This is a genomic window from Natrinema versiforme (assembly GCF_005576615.1).
Classification (GTDB): domain Archaea; phylum Halobacteriota; class Halobacteria; order Halobacteriales; family Natrialbaceae; genus Natrinema; species Natrinema versiforme_A.
Genome location: NZ_CP040330.1, coordinates 1394972 through 1419168, shown reverse-complemented (window position 1 = coordinate 1419168; position 24197 = coordinate 1394972). Strand labels below are relative to the sequence as shown.

Sequence of the window (24197 nt, the reverse complement as noted above, 5' to 3'; positions counted from 1 at the left end):
ACAACGCTTCCATGGCAGGTTCGACCGACGACAAAGACCTTCGTCTGCTCGTCGTTGGGCTGGACGCCGGCTGTCGGCCGGTGCTCGAGCCGTTGTTCGAGTCGGGCGAACTTCCTACCCTTCGGGGGCTGTTCGAGCGCGGGACGGCGGGCCCCCTCGAGTCCCAGATTCCGCCGTGGACGGCGAGCGCGTGGCCATCGCTGTACACCGGCAAGAATCCGGGCAAACACGGTGTCTACGATTTCCTCTCGTTCGACGGCTACGACTGGAGCGTCGTCAACGGGACCCACGTCCGGGAGCGCCCGGTCTGGGAGCTCCTGAGCGATCACGGGCTCTCGAGCGTCGTCGTCAACGTTCCCGTGACCCATCCCGCACGGGCGTTCGACGGCGCGTTGATTCCCGGGCTGACCGCCCCCGAGGACCCGGACTGCCATCCGGACGGAATCCTCGAGGACGTCAAACTGGCCTGTGGCGGCGATTACTGGCTCTACCCCCGGAGCGGGCCGGCACCGGCCCGCTCGATCGAGGGGTACGAACGGACGATCGAACTCCGGGGGAAGGCGTTCCGGTATCTCTGCCGCCGGATCGCGCCCGACTTCGGTTTTCTGCAGTTCCAGCAGACCGACTCCGTGTTCCACGAGCGACCCGGGGACAAGAAGGCGATCGAGGCGGTCTACCGCGAGGTCGACCGCCAGCTGGCGGAGACGCTCGAGCGGACCGACCCCGACAACGTCCTCGTGGTCAGCGACCACGGCATGGGGAAAGTCTCCGGCGACGCGTTCCGGATCAACGAGTTCCTCCGAGACGAGGGCTACGTGCACTCTCGGAGCGGCGGCGAGGGGATGCCGAACTGGTCGAAGTCCTGGGAGAACGACCTCCTCGAGGGGGCCGAGGCCGGCGACCACGAGTCGAGGCCGCTCGAGCGGGCGATGAACCTCGCCGCGACGGCCGGGCTCACGACTCAGCGCGTCGCGAGCGCGCTCGACCGCGTGGGCCTGAAAGAGGCGATCGGCACGCGGGTGCCCAACGACATGATCCGGGCGGCGAGCGAACAGGTCGACTTCCCGGCGTCCCGGGCCTACGTCCGCTCGAAGAGCGAACTCGGCGTCCGCATCAACCTCGCCGGGCGGGAACCGAACGGGCAGGTTCCCGAATCGGAGTACGAGACCGTCCGCGAGGAACTCATCGAGACGTTATCGGCTGTGCGGACGCCCGACGGTGAGCCGATGTTCGACGCCGTCGAACCCCGCGAACGGTACTTCGAGGGGGACCACGTCGACGACGCTCCCGATATCGTGACGGTGCCGGCGGGGTTCGACAACGCGCTCGACGCCGATCTCGGCAAGGCACGGTTCGGCGAGCCGATGGAATCGTGGAATCACAAGCGAACCGGCGTCGTCGCGGCCGCTGGACCGGCATTCGACGCGTCCGCCGCTCTGGAGGACGCGTCGATTTTCGACGTCGCACCGACGATCTGTTCGCTGTTCGACGTGCCGGTCGACGCCGCGATGGACGGCGACCCGCTCCCGGTGGTCGACGGGAGCGCGGAGCGAGCGTACCCGGCCTACGACCGGGAGACGATCACGGCGACCGACGACGGGACCGTCGAAGACCGACTGTCCGACCTTGGTTATCTATGAGTATCGAGATACGCGTCCTTGATCCGCGAACCGATGCAGACGAGTGGAACCGCTACGTCGAACGATCCGACGGAACGAACCCGTTCTTCCGGGCCGACGCGATCCGGTTGCAGGCCGAGGACACCGGATCGACGCCGCACCTCCTCGCCGGCTTCAAAGGCCAGGAACCGGTCGGCGTCTTCCCGGTCTTCGAGTACACCAAGGGACCGGTCACCGGTGCGTTCTCGCCGGCTCCCCACTCGTGGACCTCGTACCTCGGCCCCTCCCTGCTGAACGTCGACAAGCTGAAACAGCGTAAGGCCGACCGCCGGACCAAGCGGTTCATCGAGGGCTGTCTCGAGTGGATCGACGACGAGATATCGCCGCTGTACTGCAAGTTCGTCACGGCGGAGTTCGACGACATCCGGCCGTTCGTCTGGAGCGAGTACGACGTCGACCCCGGACACACGTACGTCGTCGATCTCGAGGGCAGCGAGGACGACCTATTGAAGCGGTTCAGCAGCGACGCCCGGAGCAATATCCGGAACGCCGACGAGGGCGGGTACACGATCGAGGAGGGCGACGCCGACGACGTCGAGCGCATCGTCGAGAAGGTCAGGGAACGATACGAGAGCCAGGGCCAACCGTTCCGGCTGAGTACCGACTTCGCTCGCTCGGTCTACGAAACGCTTCCCGACGGGGCGATCCGGCCCTACGTCTGTCGCGTCGACGGCGAGTTCCTCGGCGGCATTTTGGTCGTCGAGTCCGACCGGACGCGGTACCGGTGGCAGGGCGGCGTCAAACCGGACACCGATGTCGATATCGCGATCAACGACCTCCTCGACTGGCACGTCATGCGCGACGGCCTCCACGGCTCGGTCGAGGAGTACGATCTCGTCGGGGCCGGCGTGCCGAGCATCAACCGGTACAAGGCGAAGTTCAACCCGCGCCTCGAGACCCACTACGAGATCACGTCCGGTTCCTTCGGGGTCGACCTGCTGGTCGACCGGTATCAGAAACACCGATAGCACGGTCCCTGTCGGCGAACGCGTCGTCTTCTCCGCACCACGCATCCGAGAGAGCGATCGCGTCCTCGAGAGTCCGGTACTGTCGGGTCGGAATCGCAGCAAAAAACGAGGTCCCGTCGTACCCCAGTGCCCTCACTCGGAGCCGTCGCCGCTCCGCTCGAGGAGGTTGCCGGGAACGCGACAGCCGCAGGGGCTGGCCTCGTGGGTCGTAGGGCCGTAGCTCACGACCAGCGCGATGGGCGCGTCACAGCGCGGACAGCGGACCGGTTGTCGTCCCGTCTGTGAGGTGTTCGCAGCGATCGAGTCGCCGTCGAGCGTGAGTTCGTCGTCCGCGGATGACTCAGAATCGGCGGACGGCTCAGTGTCGTCGCTCATCCGTCCCTCCCACTGCGAGCGGGGACCGGCCCACGGTGTGACCACTGGCGTCTGCTCGATGTTCGAACGCGATACTGTCGTCGTGCGAGACGTTTATGTCTCGGTAGGAACAAGTGCAACATGGCTTGCAAAGCCGGGAATGGCTTGGAAGCCAGTCTCGGGTGTCCTATCACCCGGGGCATTTCAACGCATGCCCCCTCGCTCGTTGGAGCTGACTTCCACCTAAATGTCGGCTCGTTAGTGTCTTATAACTAATGGATTCTGCAGGTCGGAGTACGGCGGGCCGCTCGAATGCGACGTGAAACTCACTCGGCGAGCCGATACTTCGACTGTCGGGCGTCCTCGAGACAGACCCGGCTGGTGACGAGGTCCTGATCCGCTAACTTGCCGAGCGCGTAGCGAACGGTCCGGGGACACAGTCGGGACTCGGCCGCGATCCCCTCCTGTGTCAGCGGGGCCTCGTACTCGAGGACCTTGTAGACCAGTTTCGCGCTGGGCGGGAGTTCGGCGAGCGTTCCGTCGCCGGTCCCGTCGTCGCCGCTACTCTCGCCGGACTCGGCGGCCTCGTCGATCTCGCGGTCGGGTTCGGTCGCACTCATAGGCGGTATCCGATGGGGGCGGCCGGTTCGGGTTCGGATCGCGGCGCTCGATCGACGCGTCTCGCGGTCGGCCGGAGCCGAGTCGCACTCTCGTCGGCGATCCGAGTCCGTCCGTCGGCGGCATGCTGTACCGGTTTCATTCTCACTCGAGCGTACCGGTGTGACTCATATATACGGCACCGACAGTTCAGAAATACAGGGAGATACTAACGATCGGTCGATCGGCCTCGCAGTCGCGGCCGTCGCCGCGAGCGGTCGCTGTCGAACGCCGCGTGCGATGGCGGAGCGGCGGCGATATCGAGGTCTGGCTCCGTTGCGGACAGCCAATCGGATTAACCCGTGCATAGTAAGGCGCTCGCCCCTGTCAGGAGGAGGTATGTTCGGAACCAGCGGTATCCGCGGACGGGTCGGAAGCGAGGTGACGGCGGCGTTGGCGCTGTCGGTCGGCCGCGCGGTCGCCTCGGAGGGACACGAGCGCGTCGTCGTCGGTCGCGACGTTCGCGAGAGCGGATCGATGTTCGTCGACGCGGTCGGCGCGGGACTGCGCGAGTGCGGCGCGGACGTGCTGACGGTCGACGTCGAGGCGACGCCGACGATCGCTCGCGCGATCGACCACCTCGAGGCCGACGCGGGCGTCGTCGTGACGGCCTCGCACAACCCGGCGACGGACAACGGAATCAAGCTCTGGAATCCGTCGGGGAAGGCGTTCGGGCCCGACCAGCGCGAGGCGATCGAGCGGCGGATTCGCGAGGACGACTACGAACTGGCCGACTGGGACGGCGTCGGCGGCCGCTCTCGTCGCGACGGCGTCCGGGACCACCACGCCGACGCGCTCCGGGGAGCGGTCGACCTCGAGCGCGAGCCCAGCGTCGTCGTCGACGTGGGCAACGGTGCCGGCGGGATCACGGCGGCGGTGCTCGACGATCTCGGCTGTCAGGTGCGGACCCTGAACGGACAGGAAGACGGCTCGTTTCCCGGACGGCCCAGCGAGCCGACCGAGGAGACCCTCGAGACGCTGTCGACGCTGGTCGCGGCGACGGACGCCGAACTGGGGGTCGCCCACGACGGCGATGCCGATCGGATGCTTGCGGTCGACGGGACCGGAGCCTTCGTGCCGAAAGACGCGTTACTCGCCCTGTTCGCCCGCGAAGCGGCGGGTGAGGGGGACCGCGTCGCCGCGCCGGTCGATACCAGTCTCGCCGTCGACGACGCGCTGGCCGGCGTCGGCGCGTCGCTGACGCGCACACAGGTCGGGGACGTTTACGTCGCGGAGCGGACGACCGAGCCCGATGTCGTCTTCGGCGGCGAGCCCAGCGGCGCGTGGATCTGGCCCGCGGAGACGCGCTGTCCGGACGGCCCGCTCGCGGCCTGTAAGCTGGTCGAACTGGTCGCCGAGCGGGGATCGCTGTCCGAACTCGTCGCCGATATCGAGCAGTATCCGATCCGGCGAACATCGATCGAAGTCGAGGACAAAACGAGGGTGATGGCCGACGTGGCCGACCGGGTTCGCGAGCGATACGACGAGATCGAAACCCTCGACGGCGTCAGAGTCGAGACCGAGAGCGGCTGGTTCCTGCTCCGTGCGAGCGGCACGCAGCCGCTGATCCGCGTGACCGCGGAGGCGCGGTCGGCGGCCGACGCCGAGGAACTGTTCGAGACCGCACGGGCGCTCGTCACCGAGACGGTCGCGGTGGACGCCTGAAAGGGGGCGTGCTGTCCCACGAGAGCTACGAATCGACGGCGAGCGAAGACTTCGACGGCGCTCGAGTCAGCGGGGGACGAAACTTATCTCGCTTCTTTCGGGATGAAATCGGAGGTCTTCATCTCACGGTACGTCGCACAGTCGGGACAGGCGTGGACGACATCGCGGTTGTCGCCGAAAACGCGAGCGAACTGACGCGTCACCTGGTTGCCACAGTTGACACATCGAGGGGCGGTCGTTTGCTGGCCGGACGTCATGGGCGTCCACTTGGCGGATGAATCCGTCGACATCAACAACCCGTAGCGACAGAACGGTATTTACTATAGACCGCATAATTCGCCTCGAGACCGTTAGTCGAGTATTTCGGCGGCGATCGACCGGTGTGAGAGACAGTTCCGATATCGAGAGTTTCGAGGGCTCTTTCGTGAGAAATGAGATATTTCGAGACGGTAATATAGTATTTCACCGGCGATGAATGGCAGATTGACTGGTAGATCGGGCGATGTCGGTCGGGACCGGCGAGAGCGGTGACTCGAGTGCGACTCGGGTTCGAGCGCGACCGGGACCGAACGCGAAATCAGGACCGTCGTCGACGCGGAAAGTGGTCAGAAAACCGATTAGTTCTGGTCCGTAGCTGTAATAACTATATAATTATCCGCCGGATCGGGGTACGTGAGCGTGATGAAAGCCATCGTTCTCGCCGCAGGACAGGGTACACGGATCAGGCCGCTCTCCGCGTCCCGTCCGAAACCGATGCTCCCGGTCGCCGATCGGCCACTCGCCGCGCAAACGGTCGATACCGCCGTCGACGCCGGTGCGGACGAAATCGTCCTCGTGGTCGGCTACGAGGGCCAGACGGTCAGAGACTACTTCGGCGCTGAGTATCGGGGCGTGCCGGTCTCCTACGCCGTCCAGACGGAACAGGCGGGGACGGCCCACGCCGTCAACGCCGCCCGCGAACACATCGACGGTCCCTTCGCCGTGCTGAACGGCGACAACCTGTACGACCCGGCGGCGATCGACCGCCTATTCACGGAGTGTCCGGCAGTCTGTGCCGCCGAAGTCGCCGACCCGCGGAACTACGGCGTCCTCAGCACGACCGACGACACCGTCATCGACATCGTCGAAAAGCCCGAGGAACCGCCGACGAACCTCGCCAACGCCGGCGCGTACGCCTTCCCGGCGGACGCGAAAGAATGGCTCGAGGTCCCCGCGAGCGAGCGGGGCGAACGCGAGATTACGGACGTACTCGCGCGGGTCATCGAGCAGTACGCAGTCACGCCGGTGACCCTCGAGCGGTGGCTGGACGTGGGCCGGCCGTGGGAACTACTCGAGGCGAACGAGTGGAAACTCGCCGCCCTCGAGCGCCGGATCGACGGCGCGGTCAGCGACGCGGCCCACCTCGAGGGGCGGGTGGTCGTCGAGGAGGGCGCGACAGTTGAGCCCGGTGCCGTGATCGAGGGCCCGGTGCTGATCCGGTCGGGCGCGACCGTCGGGCCGAACGCCTACGTCCGCGGCGCGACGCTGATCGGGGAAGACGTCTCGGTCGGCAACGGCGTCGAAGTGAAAAACAGCGTCCTCTCGCGGGGCACGTCGGTCAGTCACCTCTCGTACGTCGGGGACAGCGTCCTCGGGCGAGACGTCAACTTCGGCGCGGGGACGAACGTCGCGAACCTCCGTCACGACGATGCGGACATCTCGGTCACCGTCAAAGGCGAGCGCGTCTCGACCGGCCGCCGGAAGTTCGGCGTCGTCGCCGGCGACGGAGTCAAGACCGGCATCAATACGAGTCTCACACCCGGCCTGAAACTCGACACCGGCGCGATGACCGAGCCCGGCGAAACCGTCGAGCAGGACCGGTAAGATCCGGTTCGAATCGGTCGCCTCGAGTTCTCGGCCGACCCCTGATATAGTTGGTTCGTTGATATACCATAGCTATCAGGTGTGCCCTTTATATCGCGTCGAACTCCTAGCCTAACTGGAGGGTATCGGTCGATACCCACGAGTCCGGTGGCGTCGCCACCGGGACGTTCGATCGCCAGAGTGACCCTCCACGTTCGATTCCGACATCGTTCGAGTACGGGTCGTACACCGACGCCGTGCGGACCGGACTACGGGGGTGGTCTCGTCCTGCGGCCTCGATGACCCCTACTCGAGTCCGATTGTCGTTCTGCCGTGCCGCCGATACGAACTAATCCGGGAGCAGTCGGTCTTGGAGACGAAACGGAACTGTGACTCGAGCCCAGCGGATCGAAGCGCGAAGATGCCGGCAACGAAAAGAGTCGAGCGGCGGAACCGGACTGTGCTCCGGCGCTATTCGACGGTGACGCTCTTCGCGAGGTTCCGCGGCTTGTCGATCGGCCGGCCGAGGAGGTCGGCCGCGTAGTAGGAGACCAGCTGGAGCTGGACGTTCGCGAGCAGTCCCGCCAGATCCGGCTCGGTCTCGGGAATCGAGAGGTGCTCGTCGGCGGCCTCGACGGCCGGGTGGTCGTCCGGACAGACCGCGATAACGGGTGCGCCGCGGGTCTGGGCCTCCTCGGCGTTTTTCAGCGTCTTCTCGTCCTCTTCGCCGGTGAAGATCGCGAACACCGGCGTCTCGGGCGTGACCAGCGCCAGCGGCCCGTGTTTGAGTTCACCGGAGGCGAAGCCTTCGGCGTGCTCGTAGGTGATCTCTTTGAACTTCAGTGCCCCCTCGAGCGCCACGGGGTAGCCGAGGCCGCGGCCGATGAAGAAGTACGACTGACTGTCGCTGTAGCGCTCGGCGATCGACTCGGCGGTCGACTCCGCGAGCAGGTCGTCGATCCGTCCGGGCATCGACTCGAGTTCGGGGAGCAGCGACTCGAGGTCGGCCGGCGGCTCGTCCCGGAGATCGCCGGCGATGCGCTGGCCGAGCAGCGTGAGCATGACGGCCTGCGAGGAGAACGTCTTCGTCGCGGCGACGCCGATCTCCGGGCCGGCGCGGATGAAGAGCGCGTCATCGGCCTCGCGGGCGGCCGTCGAGCCGACGACGTTCGTCACCGTGAGCGTGCGAGCGCCCTCGGCCTCGGCTCGCCGAAGCGCGTTGAGCGTGTCGGCCGTCTCGCCGCTCTGGGTGACTGCGATCACCAGCGTGTCGTCATCGATCGGCGGCGCGGACACGCTGTACTCGTTCGCGAGCAGCGCGGTCGACTGCACGCCGGCCTGATTCAGCGTGAGCGAGCCGTACAGCGCGGCGTGGTAGGAGGTACCACAGGCGACGAACTGGACGCTGTCGATGTCGTCGAAGGTGCCGGGTTCGAAATCGGACAGGGCGATCCGCTCGATCGCGGAATCGACCCGCCCCTCGATCGCCTGGGCCAGCGACGTCGGCTGTTCGTTGATCTCCTTGAGCATGAAGTGGTCGTACTCGCCTTTCCCCGCCTGCTCGGGGTCCCACTCGACCGTCTCGGGCGTGCGCACGACGGAGTCGCCCTCGAGGTCGGTGAACTCGACGCCGTCCTCGTCGACGATGACCACGTCGCCGTCCTCGAGGTAGACCACGCTGTCGGTGTACTCGAGGAAGGCGGGCACGTCGCTCGCGAGGAAGTACTCGCCGTCTTCCATGCCGACGACGAGCGGGGAGCCCTGTCGGGCGGCGTAGAGGACGTGTTCGCCGGAGACCATCGCGGTGACGGCGTAGCTCCCCTCGAGTTCGTCGATCGCCTGTCGGAACGCCGACTCGCTGTCGTATCCCGCGTCGAGGTAGTACTGGACGAGGTGGGGGATGACCTCGGTGTCGGTGTCGCTCGTGAACTCGTACCCGTTCGCCGCCAGCCGTTCCCGGAGCGCGGCGTAGTTCTCGATGATCCCGTTGTGGACGACCGCGACGTCCTCGCTCTCGTCCGTGTGCGGGTGGGCGTTCGCGTCGGTCGGCGGCCCGTGGGTCGACCAGCGCGTGTGGCCGATTCCGACTTCGCCCGAGAGCGGTTCGCCGATCGATTCCTTCAGTTCCTCGACCCGCCCGGACCGTTTCTGGACCTTGATACCGGAGCCGTTCTGGACGGCGACGCCGGCCGAGTCGTAGCCCCGATACTCGAGGTTCTCCAGTCCGGTCAGAAGCGGCTCGAGTGCGTTGCCGTCGCCGACGCGGCCGATAATTCCACACATCTGCTGATCACCGACCGTCGGGCCGTTCGAGACGGTCGTGTGGCCCGGACACGATAGTAGTTCCCGCGGACGACGCGTCGTCGGACCGACCGGTCTCCGGCGGAGAAAGGAGATCCAACGGGGCGGCCCGGTGATCCATCGCGATTGGTCGAGAGGGTGGACGGTACGCAACCATGAGAGCATTTCAAACCTCCCGAACCCATTACTATAGACGGACTACTGAATCCCGTAGTCCGCGTGTACTCCGCCGCTGACTGGCAGTGACAGGAGTATCACATGCTGAGAGCTGACGTTATTTCTATCCATTATTTCCATTCGCAAATCTCTCAGCGGCCCGCTCGAGCCGAATTTCCGGCGTCTGACGCGGTCGTCCGAATCGTATGCCGACCGAACAGCCGACGGCCATTCGAGTACGAAGCGACGAACGGGCGGTATTTGCTGCCAACTAGCGGTAGGGAACGGAAACAGGCGACATCGAACCGTCGCGCTGAACGAGGGTCAATCGGGAGTTCGAAACGGGTTCGATCGAGCCTCGAGCGGACCTCGAGCAGAGCGGTCGCCCCGCGTGGCCCGCCGCGGAGCGAGCAGCGAGTACCGAGATGGAACAAACCGCCACACCTTTTGCAGTGGCACGGGAGTATCGAGTATGGGTTTTGGTAGCTACGACGAATCCGAACAACAAGAGCAGACGACCGACGACGAGGACGTAGAGGCCGTTAACGTCCACGAAAACGAACATCAGGGCGAAATGTCGTTCGAGTCCGACGTCTCGACGGACGAGCTAGTCGATCAGCTCGGATCGATGAAAGACGACGAGGACGAAGAATAAGTCCATCGGGGGACGGGGCGGCGTCGATGCGAGCCCGGCCGCACTCGCGCGACGCCGTCTCGAGACCTCGATTCCGACTCCGATCGGCACGGTCAGTGGTTTGATTTTCTCATTTCCGACTCGACGCGGAGCGATCGGGACGGCTCGTCTCGAGATCGAGAAACGGAATCTAACGGTGCGGGTCGGCGCTCAGGAGAGCGTCGCCGCACAGAGTTCGCCGATCGCCCGCCGGAGCCGCTGGGAGACGGCCGACTTCGAGACGTCGAGTCGGTCCGCGAGTTCGTCCTGGGAGATGCCGCGCGGAACGTCGAAGTACCCCTCCTCGTGGGCGACGACGAGTAACTCCTGTTGTTTGTCGGTCAGGGCGACGACGCCGTCGTCCTCGTCGTCGGAGACGCGGAGGTGATCGACCGTGACCGAGATATCCCGTTCGCGACAGTACTCGTTGAACGCGACGAGGCGCTCGCGGTCGGGGAACCGAAGCTGGACGAGCCAGCCGTCCCGAGCGCTCGAGAGTTGGAGAACTCGGCCGCCGACGGCGGCGGTTTCGGCGGTAAAGGTGCGCGCGCAGTCGGTGATCGCGACGCGGTACACTCGCCTATCGGGGTAGCGGTCGACGAGGACCGGATCGGTGACGGTGGGGTCCGTCTCGAGCCCGGTTTCGAAGTCGTCGAAGTCGGAGCCGTAGGCGGTGACGAAGACGAGGGTTCGCCCCGGTTCGACGGCGGTCCAGTACTCGGGTTCGACGGTGACATCCGAGGCGTGTCGCAGCGTCGAGCGCAGGAACAGTTCCGGGTGATCGAGTCGGAGCTGAGCGACGATTCCGCCCTCGGCCTCCGATCGGATCTCGGACCGGTTGCCGGTGTCAGCGACGGTCTCGGTCGCGGCGTCGGTCACACCCTCGGTCTCGGCCACATCTTCGGCGTCGGCGATATCGATGCTCATCTGACCATCCGCCATCCGGAGAGATGACCGTCGTAATTGCTTCTTACCTCGAACGCACTCATTGAACAACGTATTACGAGCCGACTACATGGTCGTGGACGCTATACACGGAACCCACGCCGGATTCGACCGCTATATTGATTCATCCGTCAGATAGTCGTCCGTTTTCGTTGATACGGAAAGGGCGAATTATCGCGACGAAATAGCCGGTAAGAACTCGATACCGGTCGGTCGTCGCGGCTCACTCGCCGGCGCGTTCGTCGAACAGCAACGCGAACAGTTTCCGCTGGGCGATCCGGAGGTGCCGGCTGAACGTCGGCTGCGAGACGCCGAGCGACTCGGCGACCTCCTCGCCGGTGCGCTCGCGGGGCCACTCGAAGAAGCCGCCGTGGTAGGCCGCCTCGAGCGTCCGACGCTGTCGCTCCGAGAGGTCCTCGGCCAGCCTCTCGAACGGCCGCGCGGAACGCGGCGGCCGGTCCCGCTCCCGGCGCGCGACCAGTTCCGTTCCGGGATGAACCGCCTCGAGCGCCCGGAGAAACGAGCGGACGCCGACCGGGTCCCCGAGGTCGATCACGAGTCTGGTCCGATCGTCGACCGGCGCGAGCGACCGGAGGACGCCGCCGTACTCCGCGATCGTCCGCGCGACGGACGGCTCGGCGGCCTCGGCGACTCCGATCTCGAGGACGGTGTCGCCGGGTCCGCGACCGGCGACCGAGACCGAGTCGACCGCCGGCAGCGAGCCGACGGTCTCGGGAACCGCGTCCGTATCCGCGTCGTCCTCGGCGTCGGCGACCGAGCAGAACACCGTCGAACCGCCCGACGATCGGGGAATCACGGCCCGAACGTCGACCCGTCGGCCGAGCCGGTGAGCGATCGCCGAGAGCGGTTCCGAGCCGTCCCGGAGAACGACCTCGAGTTCGGTGACGCGATCGGCGAGGAGCGCGCGTCTCGTCTCGATCGCGGCGATGGCCTCGCCGGCGATCGCCGCGAGGTGTTCGCAGGCGCGGCGGGTGGTGTCGTCGAACGCCGACGACCGCTCCGCGTACGCGGTAAGCGTTCCGTAGCGGAGGTCGCCCGATTCGATCGGGACACTCAGTACGGCCCGAAAACCCCGCTCGAGCGGGCGGTGTCGCCAGTCCTCTCCGTCGAAATCCGCCGACCGGCTAAGAGTGTTGGTGGTGGTGTCGGTGTCGGTATCGAGAGTCTCGAGGACGACTGATTCGCGGACGCAAGCGGCGGTCCCGGTCGGCGAATCGGCGGTCCGATCCAGCGGGACCGTCATCGACTCGAGGAACTCGCCGTCGCGACCGGCCCACGTTTCGGGGACGATCCGCTCGCGGCCGTCGTCCGCGCGGCCAACCCACGCGAGTTCGATCCCGTCCGCTCGACCGGCCGCCTCGAGGGAGACGATCGCCTCACAGAGCCGCCGTTCGACTCCGTCGCGCGTCTCGGCGTCTAGCAGTGACTTCGATTCCTCCCACACGCGTTCCGTCCGCTCCGCGACGGCCTGCAGCCGATCCCGGTCGCGCCGGCACGTTCGGAGCGTCTCGGCGCGCTCGAGGCCATCGAGTGCCGTCCCGGCGGTGTCCGAGAGGATTTCGATCGACTCCGTATCGATCCCGTCGAACGCCATCGGCTCCGTACTCGTCGCGAGGACGAGCCCTCGGTTCGCGACCGGGACAGCGAGGACTCGCTCAGCGCGGAGACCGGTGCGGGAGAGCGCGTCGCCGAGTTCCGCGCGATCGTAGACGGTCGGCTCGCCGCTCTCGAGGAGCCCCGAAAGCGGCGTGTCGTCGGGCTCGATCGGCGGCGGCTCGATCGCTGGCCGGTCGCCGCCGGGAGGCTGCTCCGTCGCCGTCGTCTCCCTCGTCGTCACCGTCGCCGGTCGGAGCCGGTCGTCGTCGACGAGATACCAGACGGCCGCGTCGGCGTCGGCACACTCGCGGACGGCGTCGGTGACCGCCTGTCGAACGGCGGACGGTGTCTCGGCGCGGCGAAGCGTCGCGACGGTCCGCCGGATCGTCGACAGCGCGGCGGCACGGGAGTCCCGCCTGTCGCGGACGACACAGAGCGTTCGGTCGGGATCCGGCAGCGGCGCGACGAACACGTCGACGGAGACGGTCGCGTCGGTCGCGAACTCGCCCGCGACGGGGTCCATCCACCTGACGACCGGCGAGCGGGCCCGCTCTCGGATCGTCGCCGCGAGGTCGTCGTCGAACACCGCCTCGAGGTCCCGGCCGACGAGCGAGTCCGTCCCGGCGAGGTCCAGCAGGGCCGGGTTCGCCAGCCGGACCGTCGAGTCCTCGAGGACGGCGATGCCCTCGTCCAGCGCGTCGACGACCGACTCGAGAAGCGCAAGGCGGTCTCGGTCCGTCGCGGCCGCGCCGGACGCGGCGTCGGGTACCACCTCTCGCGCGTGGACCGAGACGCCGTCGTCGCCGGGATGGACGGCGACGACGAGCCGGGCCTCGAGGGCGGGAGCGTCCGTCTCGAACTCGACCACCGAGTCCGTCGTTTCGGCCTCGCGGACCCGATCGGCGAGCGTCGTGCCGACCCCGTCGGGAAGCAGCTCCCAGACGACCGTTCCCGTCGGGAGATCGCCGTCGAGCGATCGCTCCGCGAGGTCGGCGAGCAGCCGACCGGCCGCTCGATTGGCGAACCGGATCTCGCCCCGCGGACCGAGGGTGAAAAACGCGTCTTCGAGCCGGTCGAGCCCCGCTCGAGCGTCCTCGCTGCCGGCCGCGTCGGTCGCCGCACCCGCGCCGGCCCGGGTGACGACGACCCCCTCGACGGCCGGGTCCTCGAGCCGGTTCGTACAGGTCAGGTCCGCGACGCGCCACGTGCCGTCGGCGTGGCCCAGTCGGACCGTGACCCGTTCGGTCGTCCCGACCGGGGCCGCGGCGACGGACGCGAGCGCCTCGCGAGCCGCCTCGCGATCGTCCGGGTGGACGAGCCGAGCGATCGTCGTTCGCTCGAGTTCGGTCGGCGTGTACCCCATCCGCGACTCGACCGCCGGGCTCGCGTACTCGATCTCCCCGGCGGCGTCACAGACCCAGACGACCGCCGCGGCGTGCTCGAGGATCGATCGGTGGCGGCGGTCCGATTTCTCGGCGGCCAGCCGATACCGTTCTCGCTCGGCGGCGTTTTCGACGCGCGCGGCGAGTACCGCCGCGGACGCGTCGCGGTCGACGACGTCGCTCGCCCCGGCCTCGAGCGCTCTGTCGGCGGCTTCCCCGTCCGTGACGGCGATGATCGGGCGGTCGCCGATTCGGGCCGCGAGCCGCTCGAGCGTCGCGTCGGCCGGCGTCGATCCGTCGCCGGTCGGCGCGAACGGGCAGACGACGCAGTGTACCTCCCGGTCGGCGAGTCGCTGGCGGGCTCCCTCGAGCGTTCGTTCCCTGAGCAGCGAGACGCCGTCGAATCGCGCTGCGAGCGCGGCCATCGCATCGTCGGCCGGGTCGGAGTCGCCGGCGACCAGCACGCACAGCGCGTCGCCGACGACGGTCGCGGTGCCGTCGCTCACGGGATGACCACCTCGGGAAGTCGTTCGCGGGACTCGAGTACGGAGACACGCATGGACGCGTATCCGGCCGGGAGCGTCGGCTGACGAGATCGCTTCGACTGACCGCTCTGTGTCTGCGAGCTGACGGGCGCGCCTGCGTGACGAGCGGCCATGATAGCGGCCGCATCGCCCGCTCGCCGATTAAGTATCTGTTTCGTACTCGCGAGTAACACGGGAGTAGGAGTCCGCGTCACCGATTCGGTCACGCTATCGGCCCGACGATCGTCAGGGTCGTTCGCGAACGGTGAGGACCGGCACCGGCGCGTTCCGGACGATTTCCTCGGCGACGCTGCCCGAGATCAGGTGATCGAGCCCGGACCGGCCGGCCGTCCCGACGATGACCATATCGACCGGGTTCGTCTCCGCGAAGTCGACGACCTGTTCCTGCGGGACGCCGTGGCGGATGTCCGCGGTCACCTCGACGCCGTTTTGCGACGCCGCGTCTCTGGCGTGTTCGGCGGCCCGCTCGGCTTCGCTTTCCGGATCCGAGCGCAACTTATCCTCCTTGTTCGCGGCCTGTGGCCCGTCCTCGGAGACGGACAGGACGTGCAGGGTCGCGTCGAGTCCGCTCGCCAGTTCGATCGCGTGATCGGTCGCCCGTTCGGCGGCGTCGCTCCCGTCCGTCGCGAGCAGCAAATCCTGATACATCGCTTGCATACTCGTTCGGGAGACGGCGGGATAGGTTCCTGACCTGCCGTTGCCTGCCGGGACCCGCGACCCGATTCTCAAAAGACGACGTCCCAGACGTGCCCGCAGTTCCGACACTCGAACTGTCGCTTCAACCCGTCATCTGTCACCGATCGATCGACCTCCACTCCCGACTCCTCGAGGCAGTTCGGGCACCGATATCGGCTCACGAGCCGGACCCTGTACGTGATCGGCGATAAAGCAATCACCCTCATAATTTGGATTAAGAAGCGAAAATGACAGGTTCAATACTGCCTCGTCGATATCGGTTACGGGATCAGACAGCTTCGGACGAGTCGGACGGCTTCGAACGACGAATGTGGGCTCCGCACACCGCGATCAGGGGACGAGGACGACGATGGTGGGATACAGTTGCCTGACGACATCGATGACATTGATGACATCGAGGACGACGATGGCGAGATACAGTTGTCCGATGCCGGCGACGATCATGACCGCGCCCGCGATGCGCTTGAGCGTGCCAGTATAGGCCGCGAGTCGGCCGGCACTGGCAACGAGCCCCATCCCCGTTGCGACAGTCAGCGAAACCATGAGCACGACGAAACTCCCGACGTACGTTCCGAGGAGGATCGCCGCCGAGGTCGTCGGGAGCGAGAGCGCGCGGGTGACCACGCCGAAGAAAACCGGTGCGACACAGCCCGCCGCCGCCAGCGCGTAGCCGACGCCGAAGATCGCGAACCCGAGCACGCTCGAGCGTCGCTTCGGAAGCGCGATCGACGGCGACGGCGCACGGCCGGAGACGACCAGAAGCCCGAACGCGATCAGGACGATCCCGGCGACGAGTTCGAACCACGTGACGGCCGACAGCGTCTCGTATCCGACCCAGAACGTCGCTCCGAGCAGGACGCCGAAGGTGACGAGCACGCCGAGACCGGCGACCAGCCCGCGACTTAGCGCACCGCCCAGCGACGCCCGATCGCCGTCAGTCTGGCTGACGTAAAAGCCGACGTATCCCGGAAGGAGCGGGTAAGAACACGGCGAGAAAAAGGTCGCAATCCCGGATATCAATCCGAACGAGATCGACATCACGAGCGCCGAATCAATCATGCTATTCGTCCCCGTCGGCAGCGTCGCCGTCCTCGAGGGCCCGTTCGATCCCGGCGACGAGTTCGTCCGCGGTCTTGACGCCGGTCTCGGCCCACCGAACGCGCCCCGAGGCGTCGATCGATACGGCGGAAGGGTAGGGCGTCCCCCAGTAGAGGGAGGTGAGTTCCGCGGTCGGATCGAGACCGATCGTCCAGTTGCCGTCGTGGTCGTCCCACCACGCGGCGAGTTCGCTCTCGCTGATCGATTCGCTCGTCACGGACAGAAAGCGGACCTCGTCGCCGACCCGTTGGTGTGCCTCGACGAGCGCGTCCATCTGTTTCTTACAGGGCGCACACCACGTCGCGAAGAAGTCGACGAAGGTCGGCCGATCCGATGCCGGAACACGAACGGTACCGGCCTCGCTCCCGGGCGCGTCGGCCGTCTCGATCTCGAGGGGGTCACGGCGCTTCCCGACGATGCCGGACGACCCGTCGGAGTCGTCCTCCCCGGTACTGGAGTCACTGGGGGACGGGATACCGAACGCGGCGACGGCACCGCCGCTGACGAGCACGCCCGCACTGCCGATGCCGGCGAGGAGATCGCGTCGCCGCATCCTATTCGGTCACCCCCACGACCGTTCGCGCGTCCTCGACCATCACCTGCGTGTTGACAGTTTCGCGCTGGTTGGATGCTCTCGGGTAGGCACGCTCGACGATGCCGCGATCGTTGACGAGTTGGACGAGGGCAGAATGCGTGAACGTGTACTCGCCGCCGGAATCGGACGACTCGTTCGCCGATTCGTTCGTCGATTCGTTCGCCGACCCCTCCGACTGCTCGTCGTCTCGCTCGAGCGGGAGTCCGAACGTCTCTTTGAGGAGAGTTTTGGCCGTCTCGTTGTCCGCCGGTCGGAGGAAGTGCCAGTGGTCTGCATCGACGTCGATCCCCATCTGCGTCCCGTACGACCGGAGGGGGTCGGCGGTGTCCCGGTCGGGATCGAACGTCACCGCGAGCAACCCGAGCTCGTCCGCATAGTCGCTGTCCATGGCGTCTTCCTGTATTCGATGGAAGTGTTGGAGGAGCTGCTGGCACATGCCGTCCGGGCAAGACGAATAGAAGTACGTAATCACGAACGGACGCTCGCCGACGAAGTCCTCGAGCGAGACGGTCTCCTCCGCGATCGGATCCTGGAGGGAGAACGACGGGAACTCCTCGCCGTGAATCGGATACGAGGGATCGCCTCGTCGCACGTCCGGGTTACCGAGGACGGTATCAGTGTCGTCCGTATCGCCCGTGTTCTCGCCGTCCCCGCCGAGGCAGCCGGCAACGCTAGTCAACCCTGCGATTCCGGCCGTTCCGAGGTATGTCCGCCGGTCCATGTATAGATCGTAGGAACGCCGAATCAAAGGTTCATTGGTTCGGTTCACGAAGGGGCGCGTTCATCGAGAGGTTCCACCGGATCGACCGAACCGTTCGGCGGACGGTGAGACGACCGCGGGCCTTGCCGCCCGTTCGAGCGGCGAACCAACAGGCGTTTTGTCACCGGTGCCCAACGGCCGCTAATGAATCGTCGGGGTTTCCTCCGTGGTACTGCCGGAATCGGAGCCGTCGGAGCCGCCGGGCTCGCGGGCTGTCTCGAGCGGCTCGGATTCGAAGAAGAGTCCGCGTGGGCGAACCCGCCGCTCGTGGAGAATCGCCCCGACGCGGTCTATCTCCCCTCCTCGCGCGAGGAGATGCGGAGCTACGGAATGGCTGCCGACGGCGACTACGCGGTCGCGCTCTCGTATACCTTCCCACACCGGTTCTGGCTCGTCAACGGCGACGAGACGGAACTCGTCGAGGTCAGCACCGACGATAGCCTCCACCTCATGACCACCGTCTGGGACCGCGAGACGCGCACCGTCCTTCCGGTGGACATGCAACTCGAGATCCGACAGGACGGCTCCCCGATCGACGACGGCATCTCCTCGCCGTGGCCCATGATCTCCCAGCGGATGGGGTTTCACTACGGTGACAACGTCCGGCTCCCCGGCGAGGGCGAATACACGGTCCGCGTTCGATCCGGTCCGGTCGGGGGCGACCTCGAGCGAACCGGCGGGTTCGAGGGCCGACTGGAATCGCAGGGATCGCTCGAGGTCGACTTCGAGTACACCCGGTCGGACATCAACGACCTCTCGTTCCAGACGATCGACGAGAATCGGTGGGGCGACGAGGGCGCGCTGTCGCTGATGGACCACGGTGACGGCGGCGATCACGAGTCCGGACACGGCGACGGCGACGTCGGCCCGCCACCGATGGGACAGGCCCCAGCCCTCGAGGACCTCCCCGGGGAGTCGCTGGGCACCGAACGCAGCGGCGACGCGGCGTTCGCCGCGCTCGTGACCGACGCCGATCGGTTCGCCGACGGCGGATCGTACCTGGCAGTGTCTCCCAGAACGCCATACAACGACGTTCTCATCCCGCTCACGTCGCTGTCCGCGACCGTCGAACGCGACGGCACTGTCGTCGGCGAGGGATCGCTCGCGCAGGCGCTCGACGACGAGCTCGGATACCACTACGGGCTCGCGGTCGACGAACTCGCGACGGGGGACCGCGTGACGGTCACCGTCGACGCGCCGCCGCAGGTCTCCCGCCACGACGGCTACGAGACGGCGTTCTTCGAGTTCGAAGACATCACGTACACCGTCTAGTCGCGTCGCGGCGGCTCGAGCAACGGGGGTATGCCGTCGGGGCTCGGAACAAGGAATACGTGACATCCTCCGCGCCGTGAACGGCGCGGCTTCCCTGCATGGGAATACCAGTTACCTACCGGAAGTGGGTTCCGACCCGTCCTCTCCGAGCGTCATCTGCCGTGGTTGGCTCTGCTCGGTGGGGGTCGTGGCGCTGTCACAGGCACTCCTATCCCGTGAGATGTCATCGCCCGTCGGTTTCAGCGGCAGGCTCTCACCCCACGGGTCGTGGCGGTCAGCGATGGTGACCGCCGCGTTAATGTCTGCGTGATACTCCGTGACCCAACACTCGCCGTTTTGGCACCGGAACTCGTCGCCGTCCCGATACCCGATGTGCCCGCACTCATGACATGTCTGACTCGTGTAGGATGGCTCGATGTACTCGATCGGGATGCCAGCCTCTCGCGCTTTGTCCTCGATGCGCTCCTGCAAGCGAGCGAACGCCCATGCGTGGAGGCGTCGGTTCATCCACTCCCCATAATCGAGGTTGTCGCGGATGTCCGAGAGGTCTTCCAGTACGATGACTGGCTTCTCAAAGCGTTGGGCGTACTCGACGCCACGTCGGACGCCTTCTCGATGATGTCGGTGAGTGCGTTCTGGTAGTGGTCGAATCGGTCGTCAATTCGCCACTGGGCGGCGTCACGCTCTTGGAGTCGCTTCAGCGTCGTGAACATCTCTTTGCGAAGGGAACGAGCGCGTCCGCCGTTGATGAGCAGTGGATCAGCCGGAGTACCCTGCTCGCAGGCACAGCCCGCGAGCAGGTGTGCTTCGCCAATGTCGAAGCCGACTGGTGTTACATCGTCGTCGGTCGGTTCGTAGTCCGGTTGTTCGACGGAGAATTTGACGGTGACGTGGAGCGTCCACGACGTGCGGTGACGTTGCAGGCGGAGTTGCCCTGCTGACGCCTCACCATCCAGGAGGTCGTGCCACAGTCCCTCTTGGGCCGGGTTAATCCGAAGTGGAATCCAGAAGTTCGTCCCGCGACCGGGCTGTGGCACCCACCACGTGAACTCGTAATCGCGTTCCGACGAGTGATCGAACTCGGCGGCTTGGTTGGTGAGTCGCACGGGATGGTCGTCGTCCAACTCCTGTGCATCGTAGGTGCCATGGAGTTGCGGGACGTAGTTGCACAGGGCTGCTTTCGCCTGATACGGCAGGTCGTAGGGCGTCACCACGTCGCTGGTGGCGGTCATCGTCTCGCATCCTGCCTCGAACGCCTCGTGGAGTCCTGCCCGGTAGCTATTGAGCAGGTCACACAGTTTGCGCTCTTTGTGGGCAGTCGGCGGGACGAGCGTGGCCTCCAGCGGTTTCGTGGTTGTGGCGGTCATGCTACTGGTCGGCCACGTAGTCCATCAGTACGTCAATGCTCACCTGTCCGGTCGTGGCGAGGAAGTACCCCGGTTGCCAGAACGCATCTTCGAGACGGTCTTTCACTTCGGGGTACTCCTTGCGAATCCGGCGCGAGGTGACACCCTTGAGCGAGTTGATGAACTTCGTGAGGTCTGTGGTGGGTTTGGTCGTGAACAGGATGTGAACATGGTCGGCCCCGCCGTCCACGCTCTTAATTCGGCCTCGAAGTCGTCTGCAATCTCGTGACCGACTTCGGCTACGCGCTCTAGCCGCTCATCTGTGAGGATGTCGGCTCGATACTTCGTGACGGTCACGAAGTGATATTGGAGCGCGTAGACTGTGTGCGGCCCAGATTGCAGGTGATACTCCATTTGGCCTCATCAAATATAAAATACCCAATTCCAATAATTCTTGTGCCATTGGGTATTCAGCGGGGCAGACCCGAGTGGATTGTTGCACCGGGATTTCGCGATTCACGCCCGCCGTGAACGGCGGGATTCTCTCGCTGGAAGAAGATAGCGCGATCGGCGGTCGATTTCGGCACGGAAATCACGGCTTTCGGACGGCAACAGTCTTCAGGCGGGTTCAAACGAACGGCGAGCGATCGATGGGGGACTCGCTTCTCGACCCTGCCGATCCGGCGCGTAAATCCGCCTATATAGCGATCGAACGATCGGAAGGGACTGCCAGCGTTCTCGTACGGCTTCGATAACTATCGGGGACCGTGGACTATGCTCGAGCGATGTCTCGCACAGATCATGCAGATATGCATATCGGCTGTCCGGAGTGTGACGCAACGGTCGACGCGTCCGTTCCCCCGGGTCCGGGGATCCACGCGGAGAGCGACTCGAACCGACTGCTGGGGAAGGAAACCCGGTGCCGGAACTGCGGTCACGAACTCGAACTCTACTACTACTGAATCCGGACCGGACTACTGAGTCCGGCCCGGGACAACCGGAATCGGCTCCCGGTCTCACCGGACTGCCCAACGCGCGAGAGTCGAATATCGTCGCCCGCCGAGCGGCGATGTCTCCGAACACTGAGCGACGGCAACTCTCCGAACACTGAGCGGCGGTTCCCGCCGGTAACGTCCATCGCTTTCTCGAGAGAGATAGAGAGATCGCGACTCGAGCGTGAGAGGCGGCCCACACCGGGTTTCCGGTGAAATGTATCGGGTCAGTGAGACGGCGGTGGGTCACGGGAGTGTGACACACCGTGTTTCCGGTGAACAGAACCGCGATTGGGTTCCGAGACTGTCGCCGTAATCGATGGGAGAGAGAGATCGGTTCGCGGACACCGTATTTCCGGTGTATTCGAGCGCATCCGGGGGCCGGGTCGACCTCGAGCGATCGGAAACGTAGTGATCGTCGGACTCGAGTTCTGCGGATCAGTGTAGAGAATCGCTCGTGGGCGTGGAGACGTGTCCCGGAACAGCTGCCATACTGTCCCGGACGGATCCGTGCTGAACGAGTCGTGTCCGAACGCATCTGTGCCGAACGGAACTCCAGTAAGCGGACACACCGGGTTTCCGGTGAATCAGTGCCTCGCCGGCCGGTGGACCTGTCTCGAGTGACCCGACCGAACGGCAATGGTTCGAAGATTGCGCTCACACCGTATTTCCGGTGAAATGGGACGGACGGGGCGGTCGATACTGCAGACCGAAAGCCAGTTCAGAAATCCACGGGCGAATCGTAGCGCGCGGTTGGGCGTGGAACTGGTCGAGGAACCGGAAGCGTGATTCAGCAGTCACACACCGGGTTTCCGGTGAAATCCGTCGACGGGTGAACCCCTCTGCGAATCGCGTCTCGATATCGGACGACCGATGTGGTCGACTCCGCTACGGCCACCCCTTCTTCGGACGCCTCTCTCGCCATCTATAGAAATATATAAATTCATGTTATGAGTAAAGTCCACTAAGTAGATCGAGATACCTTTCGACGAGAAGTCGAGAAAAGGAGCGCACTTGTTCTGATGGGCCAATTCGGCTCCGATGACGGCTATCGACTCTCGCCGGCACGGGAGATATCGTACTGCACATCGGGTTTCCGATGACAGAACCTCCGTTTCAACTGCACCCCTCACCCGTCGTTTCCCCGTTTCACCGGAAACACGGTGTGTGTCCACGCCCGCTCGTTCACCGACATCGTTCGACGAGCGGGAACCCCTCGAGGTTACCGAACGAAAACGAAATGGCCGAAAACACACCGCTTGACGCCATCTGCGGTGCTTTCCCGTCCGCGCTCGAGCCCGCGCTGCCAAACGGAAACACTATTTCACCGGAAACCCGGTGTTCGACCATGTCGAGTTCCGGCGACGACCTGTTCACGCGCGACGATCCGATCTTCGAGAACAAGGAACTGCTCGAGATCAATCATCTCCCCGCGGAGGGGCGAATCGTCGGCCGGGACGACGAGATTTCGGAACTCGCGAACGCGGTCAACCCCGCGATTTTCGGTCAGAGCCCGAGTAACCTCCTCATCTACGGCAAGACAGGTACGGGAAAGTCCCTCTGTGCGAAGTACATCTCGGAACGGGCCGTCCGCGTCGCGGGCGACGAGGACGTCACCTCGGCCTTTGCCTACGTCGACTGCGCACAGGACAACACGGAGACCCAAGCCGTCCAGACGATCGCCCACGCGCTGAACGAACCGGCACGCACCGACGTGCGAATCCCCGATAAGGGGCTCAGCACCTCGACGTACTACAAGCGTCTCTGGAAAGTACTCGACTCCCAGTACGATGTCGTCCTCGTGATTCTGGACGAGGTCGACAAACTCGACGACGACGACATTCTCATGCAACTCTCGCGTGCGGGCGAGGCCGGCAAGCTCGAGTCGTGCAAGATCGGGGTGATCGGCATCAGTAACAAGATCAAGTACAAGGATCGGTTGGACGAGCGGGTCAAGTCCAGCCTCTGTGAGCGCGAGTTCGTCTTTCCGCCCTACGACGCGAACCAGCTCAGGGACATCATGCAGGCCCGCAGCGACGCGTTCAAGGACGGCGTCCTCGAGCCGTCGGTGATCCCCCGGGCCGCGGCGCTGGCCGCCCGCGAGCACGGCGACGCGCGGAAGGCGATCGACATCCTCCGCTACGCCGGGGAGATCGCCCAGTCGAAGGGCAGCGAAACGGTCCGAGAGGAGTTCGTCGTACAGGCCCGCGAGCGGGCCGAGACCGATCGATTCCGGGAACTCATCCGCGGCTCGACCCCGCACTCGCGGTACGTCCTACAGGCGCTTGCAGTCCTCTCGCTCAACGCGACCGAGGAAGACGGGTTCCGGACGACGAAGATCTACGACGTCTACGAGGAGATCTGTCGCCAGGAGCGCTCCGATCCACTCTCGCTCCGGCGGGTCCGCGACCTGCTGAAAGAACACGCGTTCCTCGACATCTTGGAGCAGGCCCGCCGGAGCGGCGGCAGCGCCGAAGGCAGTTACACCGAACACCAGTTACTCGAGGATCCGGAGGTCGTCCGGACGGTCCTCGTCGAGACCGACGAATCGTAGGGCCGCCAACCGCCGGTTCATTTCGCCGAAATCAGCATATTTCCGTGGGCAACGCGCCGACATTTCACCGGAAACCCGGTGTCCCCGTTCGACACCGCCT

The 24197-nt window shown here is 65.5% G+C and carries 18 protein-coding genes and 2 pseudogenes; 8 read left to right on the top strand and 12 right to left on the bottom strand.

Annotation, left to right across the window (positions count from 1 at the left end):
- Positions 1 to 11: 11 nt before the first annotated feature.
- Both FEJ81_RS06925 and FEJ81_RS06920 read left to right on the top strand, forming a co-directional pair.
- Complete coding sequence (locus tag FEJ81_RS06925) at positions 12 to 1640, top strand: alkaline phosphatase family protein (protein ID WP_138244595.1); 1629 nt, start codon at positions 12 to 14, stop codon at positions 1638 to 1640.
- Entirely contained in the window at positions 1637 to 2647 is a 1011-nt protein-coding gene (locus tag FEJ81_RS06920; protein WP_138244594.1) for a lipid II:glycine glycyltransferase FemX, read from the top strand. The genes FEJ81_RS06925 and FEJ81_RS06920 overlap by 4 nt, the downstream gene beginning before the upstream one ends.
- Positions 2648 to 2779: 132 nt before the next feature.
- On the opposite strand, the gene FEJ81_RS06915 is transcribed toward FEJ81_RS06920, so the two are convergent.
- On the bottom strand, positions 2780 to 3022 hold the full coding sequence (locus tag FEJ81_RS06915; protein WP_138244593.1) for a hypothetical protein: 243 nt from the start codon (positions 3020 to 3022) through the stop codon (positions 2780 to 2782).
- A 305-nt stretch (positions 3023 to 3327) separates the two neighbouring features.
- On the bottom strand, positions 3328 to 3621 hold the full coding sequence (locus FEJ81_RS06910) for a MarR family transcriptional regulator (protein ID WP_138244592.1): 294 nt from the start codon (positions 3619 to 3621) through the stop codon (positions 3328 to 3330).
- Between the two features lie 376 nt (positions 3622 to 3997).
- Here FEJ81_RS06910 and glmM point away from each other — a divergent pair, with 376 nt between their 5' ends.
- Complete coding sequence (gene glmM, locus FEJ81_RS06905; RefSeq protein WP_138244591.1) at positions 3998 to 5323, top strand: phosphoglucosamine mutase; 1326 nt, start codon at positions 3998 to 4000, stop codon at positions 5321 to 5323.
- A gap of 83 nt (positions 5324 to 5406) precedes the next feature.
- On the opposite strand, the gene FEJ81_RS06900 is transcribed toward glmM, so the two are convergent.
- Positions 5407 to 5613 carry a DUF7563 family protein gene (locus FEJ81_RS06900; RefSeq protein WP_138244590.1) on the bottom strand — a complete coding sequence of 69 codons (207 nt, stop codon included), beginning with the start codon at positions 5611 to 5613 and terminating at the stop codon, positions 5407 to 5409.
- A 391-nt stretch (positions 5614 to 6004) separates the two neighbouring features.
- Here FEJ81_RS06900 and glmU point away from each other — a divergent pair, with 391 nt between their 5' ends.
- The gene (glmU, locus tag FEJ81_RS06895; protein ID WP_138244589.1) at positions 6005 to 7186 is read left to right on the top strand and encodes a bifunctional sugar-1-phosphate nucleotidylyltransferase/acetyltransferase; all 1182 of its coding nucleotides are present in this window, start codon (positions 6005 to 6007) and stop codon (positions 7184 to 7186) included.
- A gap of 450 nt (positions 7187 to 7636) precedes the next feature.
- On the opposite strand, the gene glmS is transcribed toward glmU, so the two are convergent.
- On the bottom strand, positions 7637 to 9448 hold the full coding sequence (glmS, locus tag FEJ81_RS06890) for a glutamine--fructose-6-phosphate transaminase (isomerizing) (RefSeq protein ID WP_138244588.1): 1812 nt from the start codon (positions 9446 to 9448) through the stop codon (positions 7637 to 7639).
- 646 nt (positions 9449 to 10094) lie between these two features.
- On the opposite strand from glmS, the gene FEJ81_RS06885 reads away from it, so the two are divergent.
- A complete protein-coding gene (locus tag FEJ81_RS06885; RefSeq protein WP_138244587.1) occupies positions 10095 to 10277 on the top strand; it encodes a DUF5786 family protein in 183 nt (60 codons plus the stop codon).
- A 189-nt stretch (positions 10278 to 10466) separates the two neighbouring features.
- Here FEJ81_RS06885 and FEJ81_RS06880 read toward each other — a convergent pair whose 3' ends face one another.
- From FEJ81_RS06880 to FEJ81_RS06855, 6 genes are all read right to left on the bottom strand, one after another.
- Positions 10467 to 11222 (bottom strand): helix-turn-helix domain-containing protein, encoded by a 756-nt coding sequence (locus tag FEJ81_RS06880; RefSeq protein WP_138244586.1) that lies wholly within the window; start codon positions 11220 to 11222, stop codon positions 10467 to 10469.
- Between the two features lie 241 nt (positions 11223 to 11463).
- The gene (locus FEJ81_RS06875) at positions 11464 to 14745 is read right to left on the bottom strand and encodes a bacterio-opsin activator domain-containing protein (RefSeq protein WP_138244585.1); all 3282 of its coding nucleotides are present in this window, start codon (positions 14743 to 14745) and stop codon (positions 11464 to 11466) included.
- 264 nt (positions 14746 to 15009) lie between these two features.
- Positions 15010 to 15432, bottom strand: coding sequence for a universal stress protein (locus FEJ81_RS06870; RefSeq protein ID WP_138244584.1), 423 nt, complete (start codon positions 15430 to 15432; stop codon positions 15010 to 15012).
- Positions 15433 to 15810: 378 nt separating this feature from the next.
- The gene (locus tag FEJ81_RS06865; RefSeq protein ID WP_138244583.1) at positions 15811 to 16539 is read right to left on the bottom strand and encodes a cytochrome c biogenesis CcdA family protein; all 729 of its coding nucleotides are present in this window, start codon (positions 16537 to 16539) and stop codon (positions 15811 to 15813) included.
- 1 nt (position 16540) lies between these two features.
- On the bottom strand, positions 16541 to 17131 hold the full coding sequence (locus FEJ81_RS06860; protein ID WP_138244582.1) for a TlpA family protein disulfide reductase: 591 nt from the start codon (positions 17129 to 17131) through the stop codon (positions 16541 to 16543).
- Between the two features lies 1 nt (position 17132).
- A complete protein-coding gene (locus tag FEJ81_RS06855; RefSeq protein ID WP_138244581.1) occupies positions 17133 to 17894 on the bottom strand; it encodes an SCO family protein in 762 nt (253 codons plus the stop codon).
- Between the two features lie 183 nt (positions 17895 to 18077).
- Between FEJ81_RS06855 and FEJ81_RS06850 the strand changes: the two genes are divergently transcribed.
- Positions 18078 to 19205 (top strand): DUF7350 domain-containing protein, encoded by a 1128-nt coding sequence (locus FEJ81_RS06850; RefSeq protein WP_138244580.1) that lies wholly within the window; start codon positions 18078 to 18080, stop codon positions 19203 to 19205.
- Positions 19206 to 19316: 111 nt separating this feature from the next.
- Here FEJ81_RS06850 and FEJ81_RS06845 read toward each other — a convergent pair.
- Positions 19317 to 20572 (bottom strand): annotated as a pseudogene (locus FEJ81_RS06845) (RNA-guided endonuclease TnpB family protein).
- 1 nt (position 20573) lies between these two features.
- Positions 20574 to 20965, bottom strand: a pseudogene (gene tnpA, locus FEJ81_RS06840) (IS200/IS605 family transposase).
- A 371-nt stretch (positions 20966 to 21336) separates the two neighbouring features.
- Here tnpA and FEJ81_RS23095 point away from each other — a divergent pair.
- Together FEJ81_RS23095 and FEJ81_RS06835 are read left to right on the top strand one after the other, a co-directional pair.
- Entirely contained in the window at positions 21337 to 21513 is a 177-nt protein-coding gene (locus tag FEJ81_RS23095) for a hypothetical protein (RefSeq protein WP_175416325.1), read from the top strand.
- 1378 nt (positions 21514 to 22891) lie between these two features.
- Positions 22892 to 24097, top strand: coding sequence for an orc1/cdc6 family replication initiation protein (locus FEJ81_RS06835; protein WP_138244579.1), 1206 nt, complete (start codon positions 22892 to 22894; stop codon positions 24095 to 24097).
- Positions 24098 to 24197 lie beyond the last annotated feature (100 nt).